General features: G+C 67.2%; 12 protein-coding genes and 2 pseudogenes. 8 read left to right on the plus strand and 6 right to left on the minus strand.

The features are described 5' to 3' along the window. Positions 1-109 precede the first annotated feature (109 nt). From RIL96_RS04760 to glpX, 6 genes and pseudogenes are all read left to right on the plus strand, one after another. Positions 110-1,804: an AMP-binding protein gene (locus RIL96_RS04760; RefSeq protein WP_310547859.1), complete on the plus strand. Its 1,695-nt coding sequence runs from the start codon at positions 110-112 to the stop codon at positions 1,802-1,804. A 60-nt stretch (positions 1,805-1,864) separates the two neighbouring features. Then, positions 1,865-2,503: pseudogene (locus tag RIL96_RS04765) on the plus strand (CoA transferase subunit A); the annotation flags it as partial. Positions 2,504-2,533: 30 nt separating this feature from the next. Beyond that, a complete protein-coding gene (locus tag RIL96_RS04770) occupies positions 2,534-3,310 on the plus strand; it encodes a CoA transferase subunit B (protein WP_374761850.1) in 777 nt (258 codons plus the stop codon). Between the two features lie 108 nt (positions 3,311-3,418). After that, a pseudogene (locus tag RIL96_RS04775) lies at positions 3,419-4,132 on the plus strand (CoA transferase subunit A). Positions 4,133-4,179: 47 nt separating this feature from the next. Beyond that, on the plus strand, positions 4,180-4,851 hold the full coding sequence (locus tag RIL96_RS04780; RefSeq protein ID WP_310547860.1) for a 3-oxoacid CoA-transferase subunit B: 672 nt from the start codon (positions 4,180-4,182) through the stop codon (positions 4,849-4,851). 92 nt (positions 4,852-4,943) lie between these two features. Further along, the gene (glpX, locus tag RIL96_RS04785; RefSeq protein WP_310547861.1) at positions 4,944-6,020 is read left to right on the plus strand and encodes a class II fructose-bisphosphatase; all 1,077 of its coding nucleotides are present in this window, start codon (positions 4,944-4,946) and stop codon (positions 6,018-6,020) included. 56 nt (positions 6,021-6,076) lie between these two features. On the opposite strand, the gene manA is transcribed toward glpX, so the two are convergent. From manA to RIL96_RS04810, 5 genes are all read right to left on the minus strand, one after another. Then, positions 6,077-7,525 (minus strand): mannose-6-phosphate isomerase, class I, encoded by a 1,449-nt coding sequence (gene manA / locus RIL96_RS04790; RefSeq protein ID WP_310547862.1) that lies wholly within the window; start codon positions 7,523-7,525, stop codon positions 6,077-6,079. A gap of 4 nt (positions 7,526-7,529) precedes the next feature. Next, positions 7,530-9,323 (minus strand): LCP family protein, encoded by a 1,794-nt coding sequence (locus RIL96_RS04795; protein WP_310547863.1) that lies wholly within the window; start codon positions 9,321-9,323, stop codon positions 7,530-7,532. Next, the gene (gene purE / locus RIL96_RS04800) at positions 9,320-9,883 is read right to left on the minus strand and encodes a 5-(carboxyamino)imidazole ribonucleotide mutase (RefSeq protein WP_310547864.1); all 564 of its coding nucleotides are present in this window, start codon (positions 9,881-9,883) and stop codon (positions 9,320-9,322) included. Before purE ends, RIL96_RS04795 begins: the two co-directional genes overlap by 4 nt. Further along, positions 9,883-11,082 (minus strand): 5-(carboxyamino)imidazole ribonucleotide synthase, encoded by a 1,200-nt coding sequence (locus RIL96_RS04805; RefSeq protein ID WP_374761851.1) that lies wholly within the window; start codon positions 11,080-11,082, stop codon positions 9,883-9,885. Before RIL96_RS04805 ends, purE begins: the two co-directional genes overlap by 1 nt. A gap of 292 nt (positions 11,083-11,374) precedes the next feature. Continuing rightward, complete coding sequence (locus RIL96_RS04810; protein ID WP_310547866.1) at positions 11,375-11,512, minus strand: hypothetical protein; 138 nt, start codon at positions 11,510-11,512, stop codon at positions 11,375-11,377. Positions 11,513-11,630: 118 nt separating this feature from the next. Here RIL96_RS04810 and RIL96_RS04815 point away from each other — a divergent pair, with 118 nt between their 5' ends. Further along, positions 11,631-12,296: a GtrA family protein gene (locus RIL96_RS04815; RefSeq protein WP_310547867.1), complete on the plus strand. Its 666-nt coding sequence runs from the start codon at positions 11,631-11,633 to the stop codon at positions 12,294-12,296. 65 nt (positions 12,297-12,361) lie between these two features. Here the strand turns inward: RIL96_RS04815 and RIL96_RS04820 are convergent, their stop codons facing one another. After that, positions 12,362-13,282, minus strand: coding sequence for a hypothetical protein (locus tag RIL96_RS04820; protein ID WP_310547868.1), 921 nt, complete (start codon positions 13,280-13,282; stop codon positions 12,362-12,364). 191 nt (positions 13,283-13,473) lie between these two features. Here RIL96_RS04820 and RIL96_RS04825 point away from each other — a divergent pair, with 191 nt between their 5' ends. Continuing rightward, entirely contained in the window at positions 13,474-14,013 is a 540-nt protein-coding gene (locus RIL96_RS04825) for a WhiB family transcriptional regulator (protein ID WP_310547869.1), read from the plus strand. The last annotated feature ends 16 nt before the right edge of the window (positions 14,014-14,029 follow it).

Genomic DNA, 14,029 nt, shown 5'->3' on the forward strand with positions numbered 1-14,029 from the left:
TGAGGGCAATGTTGAGTGAGTTGAGCACCGTTAACTGAAACTGGCCGTCACTGTGAACGGCCGGAAGCGGTGCGACGGCGTCCGTCGACCTCGGAAGGGAAGACCACCGATGCAGGCACAGGATCAGCAGCTGAGCGGCAGCCAGTCAGGGGAAGGCGGCCGTCTCACGGTCGCCCATGATCAGGGCCCCATCGATGTGCCGCTCCTCGAAGAGACCATTTCGGAGAACCTGCGCCGCACAGCGGAGAGGTTCCCAGAGCGGGAGGTCCTCGTCGATGTCGCCGCCGGGCGGCGGTGGACCTACGCTCAGTTCCGCGAAGATGTCCGCCGTGTTGCCGTCGGTCTGCACCGGGCCGGTGTGCGTGCGGGGGACCGTGTGGGCATCTGGGGGCCTAACTCCTGGCATTGGATGCTCACCCAGTACGCGACGGCGGAGATCGGCGCCATTCTGGTCAATATCAACCCCAGCTACCGCCAGCACGAGCTCAACTATGTGCTGGAACAGTCTGGGATGACCGCTGTGATCTGTTCTCCGCAGTTCAAGGATCAGGACTATCCCAGTATGCTGGCGCGGGCACAGCGCGAGGTCGGTACCGTCGAGCTGGCCGTCGTCATGGACACTCCGGAATGGGAAGATCTGGTCACCGCTGATCTCGACGTCGAGCTGCTGGAGCAGGTCGCTGCGGGGATGTCACCGGATGATCCCATCAACATCCAATACACGTCCGGCACCACCGGGTTCCCCAAGGGTGCGCTGCTGACCCACCGGAACATCCTCAACAACGGGTTCTTCGTCGGCGAGGTGTGCCGCTATACCGAACAGGACCGGATCTGTGTGCCGGTGCCCTTCTATCACTGCTTCGGCATGGTGATGGGCAACCTCGCGGCGACCTCCCACGGTGCCGCCGTCATCATCCCAGCGCCCTCCTTCGAGCCGGAGGCGACGTTGCGCGCCGTGGTGGAGGAGCGCTGCACCAGCCTCTACGGGGTGCCGACGATGTTCATCGCCGAGCTGAGCCTGGAGACGCTGAGCGAGTTCGATCTCAGTACTCTGCGCACCGGCATCATGGCCGGTTCACCGTGCCCGGAGGAGATCATGCGCCGGGTCATCAAAGAGATGCACATGGAAGAGGTCACCATCTGCTACGGCATGACCGAGACCTCCCCGGTGTCCACGCAGACCCGGACCGATGACTCCCTGGACCGGCGAGTCAGCACCGTGGGGCGGGTGGGTCCGCATGTGGAGGTCCGAATCATCGATCCGGTCACCGGACAGACCCTCGGCATCGATCAAGACGGTGAACTGTGCACCCGCGGCTATTCGGTGATGAAGGGTTACTGGGACAACGAGGCGAAGACTGCCGAGGTGATCGACGCCGAGGGCTGGATGCATACCGGGGACCTCGCCCGTATGGATTCGGATGGGTATGTGCAGGTCACAGGGCGTCTGAAGGACATGGTCATCCGCGGCGGTGAGAACATCTATCCCCGGGAGATCGAGGAGTTCCTCTACTCCCACCCGGACATCCTCGACGCCCAGGTGATCGGCGTCCCGGATGAGAAGTACGGCGAGGAGCTCATGGTGTGGGTCCGACTGCGCCAGGGTGCGCAGCCGTTGACTGCTCAGGGTCTGCGTGAGTACTGCACGGGGCAACTGACGAAGTACAAGATCCCCCGGTACGTGGTCATCGTCGATGAACTGCCGACCACGATCAGCGGAAAGGTCCGCAAAGTGGAGATGCGCGAGAAGGCCGTGGACCTGCTGGCCGAAGGTCAAGTGGACGACGTCCGCGCCGGGGTATGAGTCACCGAGCATGCTCGACGGCACAGGACCTGCACGAGGCAACGGAGAAGAGGAGCATCAATGGTTCAGCGACACAGCAGTGCGGCAGAGGCTCTGGAGGGCCTGCTGTTCGACGGCATGACCCTCGCCGTCGGCGGGTTCGGCCTGTGCGGGATTCCCGCAGATCTGATTGAGGCCGTCCGAGACTCAGGGGTGAAGGACCTGACCATCGCCTCGAACAACATGGGTATCGACGGCGCGGGCCTGGGCCTGCTCCTGGAGAACGGCCAGGTGAAGAAGATCATGGCTTCCTATGTGGGGGAGAACCGGCTCTTCGCCGAGATGTTCCTCGCCGGAGAGGTCGACGTCGAATTCAATCCGCAGGGCACCCTGGCCGAGCGGATGCGCGCCGGAGGCGCGGGCATTCCCGGGTTCTTCACCAAGACCGGTGTCGGCACGCAGATCGCCGAGGGCAAGCAGCATCAGGAGTTCGGCGGGGAGACCTACGTGCTCGAGGAGGGCATCGTCGCCGACGTCGCGCTGGTGCACGCCCATACTGCTGATGAGTACGGCAACCTCGTCTACAACCTCACCGCCGGAAACTTCAATCATCTGGCCGCCACCTGTGGCCGTACCACCATCGTGGAGGCGGAGAACATCGTCCCGGTGGGCGAGATCCGTCCGGACCGAGTCATGACCCCCTCGGTGTTCGTCCAGCGCCTGGTGCCTTCCTCCGGGCGAGCCAAACTGATCGAGAAGACCACCACCCGGCCGCGGCCAGCGCCGGCAGGATTCAGCACTGAGCAGCCCGGTGAGCAGTCTCAGCCGTCGCCGGAGGAGGCCCAGCGTCCCGAGGTCGGATGGACACGTGATGAGATGGCTGCCGTTGCCGCGGCCGAGCTCCAGGACGGCGACTACGTCAACCTCGGCATCGGCATCCCCACCCTGGTGGCCAATCACCTGCCCGAGGGCGTCCACATCACCCTGCAGTCGGAGAACGGCATCCTGGGCACCGGTCCCTTCCCTTACGAAGGAGAAGAGAACGCCGACCTGATCAACGCCGGCAAGCAGACCGTCACTCTGCTGCCCGGGGCCTCCATCTTCGATTCGGCCACCAGCTTCTCCATGATCCGCGGTGGCCACGTCCAAGCCGCTGTCCTCGGCGCCATGGAGGTCACCGACCAGGGCGATCTCGCCAACTGGACCATCCCCGGCAAGCTCGTCAAGGGGATGGGCGGGGCGATGGACCTGGTCGCCGGGACGCCGCGGGTGATCATCGTGATGGACCACACCGCGAAGTCCGGCACGCCGAAGATCGTTCAGGAATGCTCCTTACCCCGCACCGGTGTGGGCGTGGTGGACCGGATCGTCACCAACTTGGCCGTCTTCGACATCGAACCCGTCGATGCCGAGAACCCCGCAGGAGCCCGGCGGATGGTCCTGCGGCGGCTCGCGCCCGGTGTGACCGTGGACTCCGTCCGTGAGGTCACCGAGCCCGACTTCGAGGTCGATCCCGAACTGACCTGAGCTGAGGCAGTGGACGGCAGTCCTGCACAGTGAGTGCCATCCCACATCTGGAGCACACCCACAACTGTGTTTCCACGGATAGGGTGGGGGTGACGAGAGGAGCCCCACGTGTCTGTGCTTCGCCCGAACGCCGCTGATGCCGTCCGGGACGTCGTCTTCGACGGCATGACCATCGCCCTGGGAGGCTTCGGCCTCAGCGGCATCCCCTCTGACCTCATCGACGCCGTCGTCGCCTCCGGGGTCCGAGACCTCACCGTGGTGTCCAACGTGATGGGTATCGACGGCGCCGGCCCCGGCCTGCTGCTGGAATCCGGTCAGGTCCGCCGCGTCATCTCCTCATACGTGGGAGGCAATAAGCTCTTCGCTCAGCTCTATATGGACGGTGAGATCGAAGTGGAGCTGACCCCGCAGGGCACCCTGGCCGAACGGGTGCGTGCCGGAGGCGCAGGCATCCCCGCCTTCTACACCAAGACCGGAGTCGGCACCGTCGCCGCCGAGGGCAAGCGCCAGGAGGTCTTCGACGGCGAGACCTATCTGATGGAACGCGCCATCACCACTGACCTCTCCCTGGTGCACGCCCATATGGCAGACCCCTGGGGCAACCTCACCTACCGGCTCTCCGCAGAGAACTTCAACCCGCTGGTGGCCACCTGCGGGCGGACGACCATCGCTGAAGCCGAGAAGATCGTCTAAGCCGGGGAGATCGACCCGGACCGGGTCCGCACCCCTTCGGTCTACGTGGACCGGCTCATCCAGTGCACCGACCGCGAGAAGCTGATCGAACAGCGCACCACCCGGCCCCGCCCGGCAGAAACGAGCTGACACGCTGGGCCGGGCGGTCACGTCCGGCGGAACGGAGGAACCTGACCATGTCATGGACCCGCGATGAGATGGCCGCTGTCGCCGCCGAGGAGCTCCACGACGGCGACTACGTTACCCTCGGCATCGGCATGCCGACCCTGGTCGCCAATCACATTCCCGAAGGCGTCAGCGTCTGGCTCCACTCCGAGAACGGCGTCATGGGCACCGGCCCCTACCCCTATGAGGGAGAGGAGGACGCCGACCTCATCAACGCCGGTAAGCAGACTGTCACCGTCGTCCCCGGCGCCGCGACCTTCGACTCCGCCCAGAGCTTCGCCATGATCCGAGGCGGCCACCTCGACGCCGTCATCCTCGGCGCCATGCAGGTCAGCGGTGACGGTGACCTCGCCAACTGGGCGATCCCCGGCAAGCTCATCAAAGGGATGGGAGGGGCGATGGACCTGGTGGCCGGCACTGACAAAGTCGTCGTCATGACCACCCACGTGGCGAAGGACGGCTCACCGAAGATCGTGGAATCCTGCACACTTCCGCGCACCGGCGTGGGAGTCGTCTCCCGCATCGTCACCGATCTCTGCGTCTTCGACGTCGAATCCCTCACCCACGATGACGGCCGCCGGTGGCGGGGCCTGGTGCTGCGGCGGCTGGCCCCGGGAGTCGACGTCGCAGCGCTCCGGGAGAAGACCGGCGCCGACTTCATCCTTGGCGATGAGGTCACCTGAGCAGTGATGCCCCCTGCTCGTGCCGACTATGATCAACAGATGCCAGTCCCCGCGGCAATGACGCCGCACTCCTGACGGCGAGAGGAACCGTTATGTCCCAGGAATCGTCCGCACCCTCCACCCACACCGCCCAGGATGCCCCGGCCTCCCCGGGAGCCGAGTTCTCGGAGCTCTCACCCCGCCTGTCCGTCGGCGATGCCGAACCTGATCGGAACCTCGCGCTGGAACTGGTCCGGGTCACCGAGGCCGCGGCCATCTCCGGCGGTGCCTGGGTCGGCCACGGGGATAAGAACGCAGCAGACGGTGCCGCCGTCGATGCCATGCGATCCCTGCTGGACACGGTCAACCTCAACGGCGTGGTCGTCATCGGAGAGGGCGAGAAGGATGAGGCGCCCATGCTCTACAACGGTGAGCGGGTGGGCAACGGGTCCGGGCCGGAGGCCGACGTCGCCGTGGACCCCATCGACGGCACCCGACTGACCGCGCTGGGCTATAACAACGCACTCTCTGTGCTGGCGGTGGCCGAGCGGGGGTCGATGTTCGACCCGTCAGCCGTGTTCTACATGGACAAGTTGGTGACCGGCCCCGAGGCCGCCGATATGGTGGACCTGCGCCTGCCGGTGAAGCAGAACCTGCATCTGATCGCCAAGGCCAAGGGCAAGTCGATCAGCCAGCTCTCCGTCGTCGTGCTCGACCGCCCCCGGCACAGCCAGCTGGTGGACGAGATCCGTGCCGCCGGGGCCCGGACCCGGTTCATCATGGACGGCGACGTCGCCGGCGGAATCGCCGCCGCCCGTGAGGGCTCCGGTGTGGACGCACTGATGGGTGTGGGCGGCACCCCGGAGGGGATCGTCACCGCCTGCGCGATCCGCGCCATCGGAGGCGTGATCCAGGGCCGGCTGGCACCGGCGGACGATGAGGAACGCCAGGCCGCCCGGGATGCCGGCCATGACCCTGAGGCCATTCTGACCACAGATCAGCTGGTGACCTCGGACAACTGCTACTTCGCCGCCACCGGGATCACCGACGGTGATCTGCTGCGCGGAGTCCGGTACCACGGTGAGACGGTGACCACGCAGTCGATCGTCATGCGGGCGAAGTCCGGCACTGTGCGCACCGTGGAGGCCGAGCACCAGGCCCGGAAATGGAAGTCCTACACCCGCCGCTGATTGGTGGCATGGCCGCCCGTCTGAGCCTTCCTCCGGGAAGGGCAGGCGCCCAGGGTTCAGGGATTCCCGGGCTGGGCGAGGAAGGCCTGTGACCCGGGTACCCCTTGCAGCGTGACCTGCGCCCCGGCGGTGAGCAGCCCCGATTCCCCGGGGCGGAGCCTCACCGTGTGCTGTGTCGGCTCCGGGGTCGAGCCCTCGGCCCCGGCCGCAGCGCTCAGCTCCACCGTCCCCGATGTGCACAGCAGTACCGCCGCCGCGGGCAGCTCGAGTGCGCCCATGACCACCGTGCTCTCCGCGTGATCGGCGGTCGCAGCTGATGAAACATCAGCCGATGCCACCGCAGCTGATGAAGCCTCAGCCGGGACGTCGAAGCGATCGAGCTGGAACTCCGCACAGTCTGGCCGATAGGACACTTGCCGGACCGGAGTCTGCTGGACCGCGACCGGCCGGCAGTACGGCGTCGGCAGCACCGCGCAGTCGGTGACCTCCAACAGTTCCTCGACGTCGACGTGTTTCGCCGTCAGCCCGCCGCGCAGCACATTGTCCGAGCTCGCCATCACCTCCACACCGAGACCGTGGAGATAGGCATGCAGGTTCCCCGCCGGCAGGTACAGCGCTTCACCGGGGGAGAGGTCCAGCCGGTTCAGCAGCACCGCCACCACCACCCCCGGATCCTCCGGAAACGCCGTCGTCGCGCGGCGTACGGTGTCAACGACCGCCGCAGAGACACCGGGCACCGAAGCATCGGGCACCGAAGCATCGGACTCTGGCACACCTGACGTCGGCGCCTGCCCTTCGGGCAAGGCACCCACAGCCCGCCCCAGCGCCGAGGCCACCTCACAGAACTCCTGACGCCGCGCCCCCAGCACATCAGCGACCACCTGCTCCAGAACCGTCCCCGGCTCCACCTGCACGCAGAGCTGTTCGACAAGCCCCGTCAGGACTTCTGCGGCCTCGGACTCGCCCTGTGCCTGGAGGAGCCGAGTCAGCGCGGACAGATCCTCCGCGGACTCGCGCAGCGGACGGAACCCGCACAACGCGGTGAAGTCCTCCAGCGCGACGATCAGTTCCGGCTTATGGTGCGGATCCCGGTACATCCGCTCCGGGGCCTCCTGCGGCACCCCCGCCTGCTCCTCCGCGGCGAACCCGGCGGCAGCCCGTGCCGCTGTGGGATGTGTCTGGATGGACAGCGGCTGTGCCGCCGCCAAGACCTTCAGCAGGAACGGCAGCTGCCCGGAGGCCCCGGCCAGTTCCGGCCGGTCCTCCAAGAGCTGATCCAGGGATACGGCACTGGGCTCAGCACCGGGGAGCACGACCGACGACGGCGCCTTCGGGTGCGCCCCCATCCAGATCTCGGCCTGCGGCTGCTCATCCACCGGCCAACCGAAACGCTCAGCGAAGGCCGTCGACGATCCCCAGGCGTAATGCTGTACCGGGTTGACCATCGGCAGCACCGACGGCAATACCGTCGGCAACACCATCGGCTGCACAGCAGGCAGCCTCATCAGCTCAGCCCGGCGTGCAGTCATAGTTGCCCTGGGCGGCTTCCTCCAGGATCCGGGTCTCCCCGGCGTCCTGGGCCTGCTGCAGATACTGTGCGGTCAGTGCCGAGCCGTCAGGTTGGGTCGGCTCCGGGACGTCCTCCTCGATGTTCGGCTCGTCCTCGGCAGGGGCGTCACGGGATTCCAGAGAAGCCGCCGGGACTGCCGGGGCCAGCCGTGAGACGGGCAGCGATGAGGCAGGAAGCGCGGTACCCACCGAGGCGGCGGCGGTCAGCGGTGCCGACAATGGCGCAGAGCCGGTGCCGAACCAGTCGAACCAGCCGGAGCCACCCTCCTCCTGACCGATCAGCTCCTCCACCCGCTGATGGACCTGATCGAAGTCCGGGTAGGTGGAGAACTGATCCGAGGCCTCCCCGAAGTCCGGGGCGCCGAGAACCAGCCGCTGCGGCTCATGGTCCTGGGCATCCACGGCGAGGTCGAGGAAGGAACCGAGCTGATTCCGCGGCAGGTTCGTCTCCACCAGCCGCTCACCGGCCTGCATCAGATCGGTGAACTTCGTCAGCACCGTCTGCGGACTGAACTGGGAGATCATCGCCTGCTGGATGCACTGCTGACGCTGGATCCGGTTGTAGTCCGAGGAGAACTCACGGGACCGGGCATAGGCCAACGCCTGATCCCCGGAGAGCGTGTACTCGCCCGGAGCCAGCCACACATCACCCCAGGTGCCGTCCTCCCGCGGCCCCCGGTAGGGCACCCAGCCGCCGGAGTCGATGTCCACACCGCCCATCGCGTCGATGAAATCGCTGAATCCGTCCATATCGATCATCACGTAGCCCCGGATATCGAGTCCCACACTGCCGGAGACCGCATCCATCATCGCCTCGGCTCCGGGGTCCTCGGCGTCGGGGTAGAGATCGGGGTGGTCCTCCATGACGTCGGCGTAGAGGAAGTTGATAATGCACTCGTCACCGCAGTCGTAGCCGTTCGGGTAGACGTCCCACAGCGGAGAGCCCTCCCGGAACTGCGCACTCTGCAGGTTCCGGGGCACCGAGATCATCAGCGACTCCCCGGTATCGGCGTTGACGCTCATCACGTGGATCGAGTCCGGGCGCAGCCCCTCACGGCCCTCTCCGGCATCGGCGCCCATCACCAGGATGTTGTACCGGCCGTCCACTGCGTCGATCGGCGGCCCGGCGGAGAAGATCCCGCCCAGGGTGTCCCGTGACTGGTTGAAGATGTGGCCGCCGTAGAAGAACACACCCGAGGACAGCACCATCAGCACAGCCAGGGCGATGGCGAGCCCGGGCTTCCACCGTCCCTCCAGCAGGTGGAAGCGGATCAGCCGCATCGTATCGACCCACAGCAGCAGCCATCCCACGGCGACCAGCACGCAGACCACGCTCAGCAGCCCGAGCATGAACGGGTTGGCCAGCAGGTTCAAGGTCAGCCGCCGCAGGCCGAGCATCAGCACCACCAGCAGCAGCACCGTGCTCCACACACCGACGGTCACCGCCAGTGCGATCCGGCCGAGCCGCCGTGACCCGGCCACGATCTGCGCGCCACCGGGAACCAGCAGGGTCAGCAGCAGCAGCACCAGAGCCCGCCGTCGGCGCTGGGCCTGGGTGCCCCGAGCCGGGTCGAGCAGCACGTCCTCGCGGACCCCGGCCACCTGACCCTGCGCCACCTGACCCTGCGCGGTCGGGCTCTGCGCTGCCTGGCTCCCGTCCGCGTCGACGTCGGCGCCCTCCCGGTACCCGGAGGGCCGAAGGTCCGGGACTCTGGTGTACTGAGGTCGTGTCACCGGCCGCCTCGGCTGCGGTAGGCGGACAGGCCGGAGGCCTCTTCGCGCAACATGGCACCTTTGGCGTGGGCGGCCTCGGCCAGCTCCTGCTGGAAGGTCACCATCTGCGTGCGCAGCCGCTCACCCAGGGCGTCACCGCCGGCCGCCAGCGTGCGCACCGCCAGCAGCCCGGCGTTGCGGGCCCCACCGACGGAGACGGTCGCCACCGGCACTCCGGCGGGCATCTGCACGATCGAGAGCAGCGAGTCCATGCCGTCGAGGTGCTTCAGGGCCACGGGGACGCCGATCACCGGCAGCGGTGTGACCGAGGCCAGCATCCCCGGCAGATGGGCCGCCCCTCCGGCCCCGGCGATGAGGACCCGCAGGCCCCGCTCATGGGCGGCACGGCCGTAGTCGATCATCTCGGAGGCCATCCGGTGGGCAGAGACGACGTCGGCTTCGAAGGCGATGCCGAACTCGTCGAGGGTCTCAGCGGCGGCGCGCATGGTGGGCCAATCGGAGTTCGACCCCATCACCAGTCCGACCAGCGGGGTCTCGGTCTGCTCCTGCACGGAGTTCATCAGGGGGTTCCTCCTTCGCTCAGCCGGTGGGCGAGCTCAGTGGCACGGTCCTGTGCGGTACGTATTTCCTGGTGAGGTGTCTGCTGCAGGGCCTGCGCACCGGCCTCTGCAGGGCTCTGCGCGGCTGAGGCTTGCGGGCTCGCGCCGACGATCGTGACATGCCCGACCTTCCGCCCGGCACGCGGGGCCTTGCCGTAGAGATGGACCTTCGCCTCGGGCGCCAGGCGCATCGCCTCGGCCAGGGCGGTATGCAGCTGCGGCACCGCGCCGCCGAAGATGTTCTTCATCACCGTAAACCCGCCGTCTCCGGTGACCAACCCGGTCTCACCCAGAGGCAGGCCGAGCACAGCACGCAGATGCTGCTCGAACTGGCCGGTCACCGCCCCATCCATGGACCAGTGCCCGGAGTTGTGCGGACGCATCGCCAACTCATTGACGAACACTCCACGGCGCTCGCCGTCAGAGATCTCGAAGAGCTCCACAGCCAGCATGCCCGTGACGTCCAGACGCTCAGCGAGCGTGAGAGCGATCTCAGCGGCTTGTTCCAGCAGATCAGGCTCCGTGGCAGGCGCCGGGGCAGTGACCAGATCGCAGACACCATCGCGCTGATCGGACTGTACCACCGGGTAGGCGCGGATCTCACCGGTGGCGGAGCGGGCCACCTGGGCGGAGAGCTCACGGGTGAAGGGCACCTTCTCTTCAGCGAGCAGGCCGGTGCCTTCCTCAGCGGCGCGGGCGAACCAGTCTGCGGTGGCCTCGACGTCGGCGGCGCTGTGCAGCACTCGCACCCCTTTGCCGTCGTAGCCGCCGCGCGGGGTCTTCAGCACCACCGGCCACCCGACTCCGTCACCGAACTCGGTGAGTTCAGCGGCGGTGCTCACCTGACGCCATTGCGGGTTGGGCAGCTCCAGATCCTCGACGGCGGCACGCATGGCCAGCTTGTCCTGCGCGTAACGCAGCGCCTGTGGGCCCGGGTGCAGCGCCACCCCGGCGTCCTGCAGCGCGGTGAGCACCTCGGCGGGGACGTGCTCGTGGTCGAAGGTGATGACGTCGACACGCTCAGCGAGCCGCAGGGCGTCGTCAGTGTGGCGGTAATCACCGATGATGGTGCGCGGAATGACCTGCGCGGCCGAGGACAGCCAGGACCCGGCGAGCAGATGCAGCTCGATGCCCAGTTCCGTGGCCACCGGAGCGGTCATCCGGGCCAGCTGCCCGTCGCCGATGATCCCGACGCGGAAGGTGCGCCCGTCGCGGGGCGTCGCTGCCGGGGCAACGGTGCCGGCAGAGGGCTCATCGGGCAGGTCAGAGGGAAGGGGTGGGTCAGTCACAGTTCCTCATTATGAGTCATCGGACCGAACACCAGCCGGACGACCACACCGAGAGGGTCGGAAACCACACCTGGAGGGTCGGAAGCACCGTCTGAGGTACCAGATGCGCTGTCGGCAGTGTGATGAGCGCAGTGTCACCAGGAGTGTCACCAGGACAAAATCATCAGCGCATATCGCCCGGGGTGATGTAGGCCTCCTGGCTGCCTTCCAGGCTTCCTTCAGGAACATCCGTACACTGGGTGAAGGCCCGGATGAAGGATCGTCGCAGGTGCTGACGCCCGTCATCGGCGGTCCGTGCCATGTGTGCCTCCTTTTCATGCACCGCGGCCTCCGTCCGCACCGGCATCCGGCTCGTGGCCGGAGCGTCCGTCAGGTGCGGCACCCCTCCGCAGCACTCCCACACAGAAGCGGTTTCGTCTATGCTCACCACGCTCGTCACGCGGCTCCGCGGCCTCATCCTCAGATTGTGGCGTGAGCTCGCGAAGTTCGGCGTCGTCGGCGGGTTGGCGTTCATCATCGACTCGGGCGTGTTCATCTGGCTCATCCGCGGGCCGATGGACGATTCACAGCTGAAGGCGAAGGTCGTCGCCGGTGTGGTGGCCACGCTCTTCTCCTGGGTCGCGAACCGGTATTGGACCTTCCGGCACCGCAGGACCGGGGCCAAAGCCCGGGAGCTGATGATGTTCCTGTTCATGAACGCCATCGGGTTGGGCATCCAGACCGGCTGTGTGGGGATCAGCAAATACCTGTTGGGCCTGGACTCGGTGACGGAGGTGTTCATCGCCGGTAACGTCATTGGTCTGGTCTTGGCCACGGCCTTCCGATTCGTGGCCTATAAGCTGTGGGTCTTCACCGGGGACCAGACTCCCAGCGCCGGGCCGGGCACCGGGGAATCCGACGACGCCGGACCGCATCTGCTCTCTGACCGTGAGCTGCTTACCGGGGACCTGCCGGTGGTCACAGAGGAGATGCGTCACCGAGATCGCGCTGAGCGTGGCTCCCGTGGGCCGGAATTCCGTGAGTCTGAATTCCGTGGGTCTGAGCTCCGTGAGTCTGACCTCCGCACCGGCGGTGACGCACAGTAGCTCTGAGCGGGTCTGGTCGGCTCTGAGCAGCTGTCAGCTCGGGGCGGTCGCGGCCTGCCGCAGGCTCAGCGGCTGGAAGGCCGTTCTGCCGAGGAGGGGGAGGAAGGAACCGAGGAGGGCCCTGAGGAGGGCACCGACTCCTCTTCGAGCATGCGCCGCCATTGCGGGCGCGGCTGACCGGCGGCATCAGTGGTGGCGCCTCGCCACAGCACCGCCCGCCCGGACTGGGCCCAGGTGCCCAGCATCAGTGCGGGCAGATCATCGTCCCACCAACGGCGCACGGCCCACCCGGCACCGTCGGTGAGACCCGGGGCCGTATCCTCGACGACGAGGCACCCTGTCCGTGTCGCCGGTACGCGCCCGGCCGGAGCAGCATCGGACCGGGCCGCCTCAGGCAGCGTGACATCTGGCCGCGTGACATTTGGCGGCGTGACGTCAGGCAGCCCGATATCAGGCAGTGGAATCAGCAGCTGATCCGGCTGCTGTCGCACCTCAGCGGAGACGTCGATCACCCAGCTGGGCAGCGGTTCCCCCACCGCGTCCTCGTAGGAGGCATCGAGCAGCCCGGGGGAGAAGGCCGCCAACTCGGCTTCGCCGAGCGCCTGGGCATGTTCCCACAGCTGCGGGGCATCGGTGAGCACCAGCGCCGGCTCTGCGGCCTCAGCCCGATGATAGCCGGACACCAGGCGCACCTGGCACCCCAGTGCTGAGGCGGCGAGCAGTGCGGCCGCGGCCTTCCAGTGGGGTGCTGCATCGATGAGGACCAGATCCCCAGCCTGAAGATCTGCCTCCTGGGTGAACAGGCCGATCATCTTCACCGTCCAGTTCTCCAGCACACGGCCCGAGAGCTCCACGCGCGGTGACGACGTCGCATCCGGGTCATGCCAGATCAGCGCCGGGCCGGGCCGTGCGGCCAACAGGCGCAGCAGGCCGGGGTGATCCTCGGCCACAGGCGCCGAGTGCGGTCCGAGATTCAACGGTGGCATATGGCCATGACCTCCTCGTTGCCGTCTCTGTGAGGGAGGGCCCCTCACTTGACGGATGGTGACTTACGCCAGTGTAATTATGGGTGACATCGGGCTTCATAGCCCGCACCACGTCCGGCGCGCGGAACGCGCCCTGTAATACGGACTAGCACGGACGACGAGATGATGAACCAGACCGGGGGAGGCCCTTCATGGGGAACGCAGAACGGCTGAGCGACGAAGAGCGGGGCATGACCCGCTCTGCACACCGTTCCGGCACCGCAGCAGGGATCGACGTCCCCGCGGACTGGTTCGTGGATCCGGTGGATCCCAGCTCCGGTCAGGAACTGGAGCACGGCCGGAGCCTGGAGGACCAGGCCACAGCATTCCTCACCGCGCACGAAGAGGCCGAGAAGGCCTCCGAGCAGCGCGCGCTCAGCGAGGCTCCTTCCCGCCGCGCTGGGCACGAGGCACCCCGGGACACCACCTGGTTGGGCATCCCCTCGCTGGTGCCGGCCGAGGAGATCGAAGGGGAACTGGCCTGGCAGGTCGACGCCCTGTGCGCTCAGACCGACCCCGAGGCCTTCTTCCCGGAGAAGGGCGGTTCCACCCGTGACGCCAAGAAGGTCTGCGGGGCCTGCACCGTGCGTCAGGAATGCCTGGACTACGCGCTGTCCAATGACGAGCGCTTCGGCATCTGGGGCGGCCTCTCCGAGCGTGAACGCCGGAAGCTCCGGAAGCGGGCAGGCTGATCGAGGCTACCTCCGT

The sequence above is a fragment of the Nesterenkonia aerolata genome, from assembly GCF_031470965.1.
GTDB lineage: Bacteria > Actinomycetota > Actinomycetes > Actinomycetales > Micrococcaceae > Nesterenkonia > Nesterenkonia aerolata.

What these genes read in the sequence shown, in the direction of transcription:
- RIL96_RS04760 (WP_310547859.1), top strand. Translation starts at nt 110, where the DNA reads ATGCAGGCACAGGATCAGCAGCTGAGCGGCAGCCAGTCAGGGGAAGGC.
- RIL96_RS04780 (WP_310547860.1), top strand. Translation starts at nt 4,180, where the DNA reads ATGTCATGGACCCGCGATGAGATGGCCGCTGTCGCCGCCGAGGAGCTC.
- glpX (WP_310547861.1), top strand. Translation starts at nt 4,944, where the DNA reads ATGTCCCAGGAATCGTCCGCACCCTCCACCCACACCGCCCAGGATGCC.
- manA (WP_310547862.1), bottom strand. Translation starts at nt 7,525, where the DNA reads ATGAGGCTGCCTGCTGTGCAGCCGATGGTGTTGCCGACGGTATTGCCG.
- purE (WP_310547864.1), bottom strand. Translation starts at nt 9,883, where the DNA reads ATGAACTCCGTGCAGGAGCAGACCGAGACCCCGCTGGTCGGACTGGTG.
- RIL96_RS04805 (WP_374761851.1), bottom strand. Translation starts at nt 11,082, where the DNA reads ATGACCGCTCCGGTGGCCACGGAACTGGGCATCGAGCTGCATCTGCTC.
- RIL96_RS04810 (WP_310547866.1), bottom strand. Translation starts at nt 11,512, where the DNA reads ATGGCACGGACCGCCGATGACGGGCGTCAGCACCTGCGACGATCCTTC.
- RIL96_RS04815 (WP_310547867.1), top strand. Translation starts at nt 11,631, where the DNA reads ATGCTCACCACGCTCGTCACGCGGCTCCGCGGCCTCATCCTCAGATTG.
- RIL96_RS04820 (WP_310547868.1), bottom strand. Translation starts at nt 13,282, where the DNA reads ATGCCACCGTTGAATCTCGGACCGCACTCGGCGCCTGTGGCCGAGGAT.
- RIL96_RS04825 (WP_310547869.1), top strand. Translation starts at nt 13,474, where the DNA reads ATGGGGAACGCAGAACGGCTGAGCGACGAAGAGCGGGGCATGACCCGC.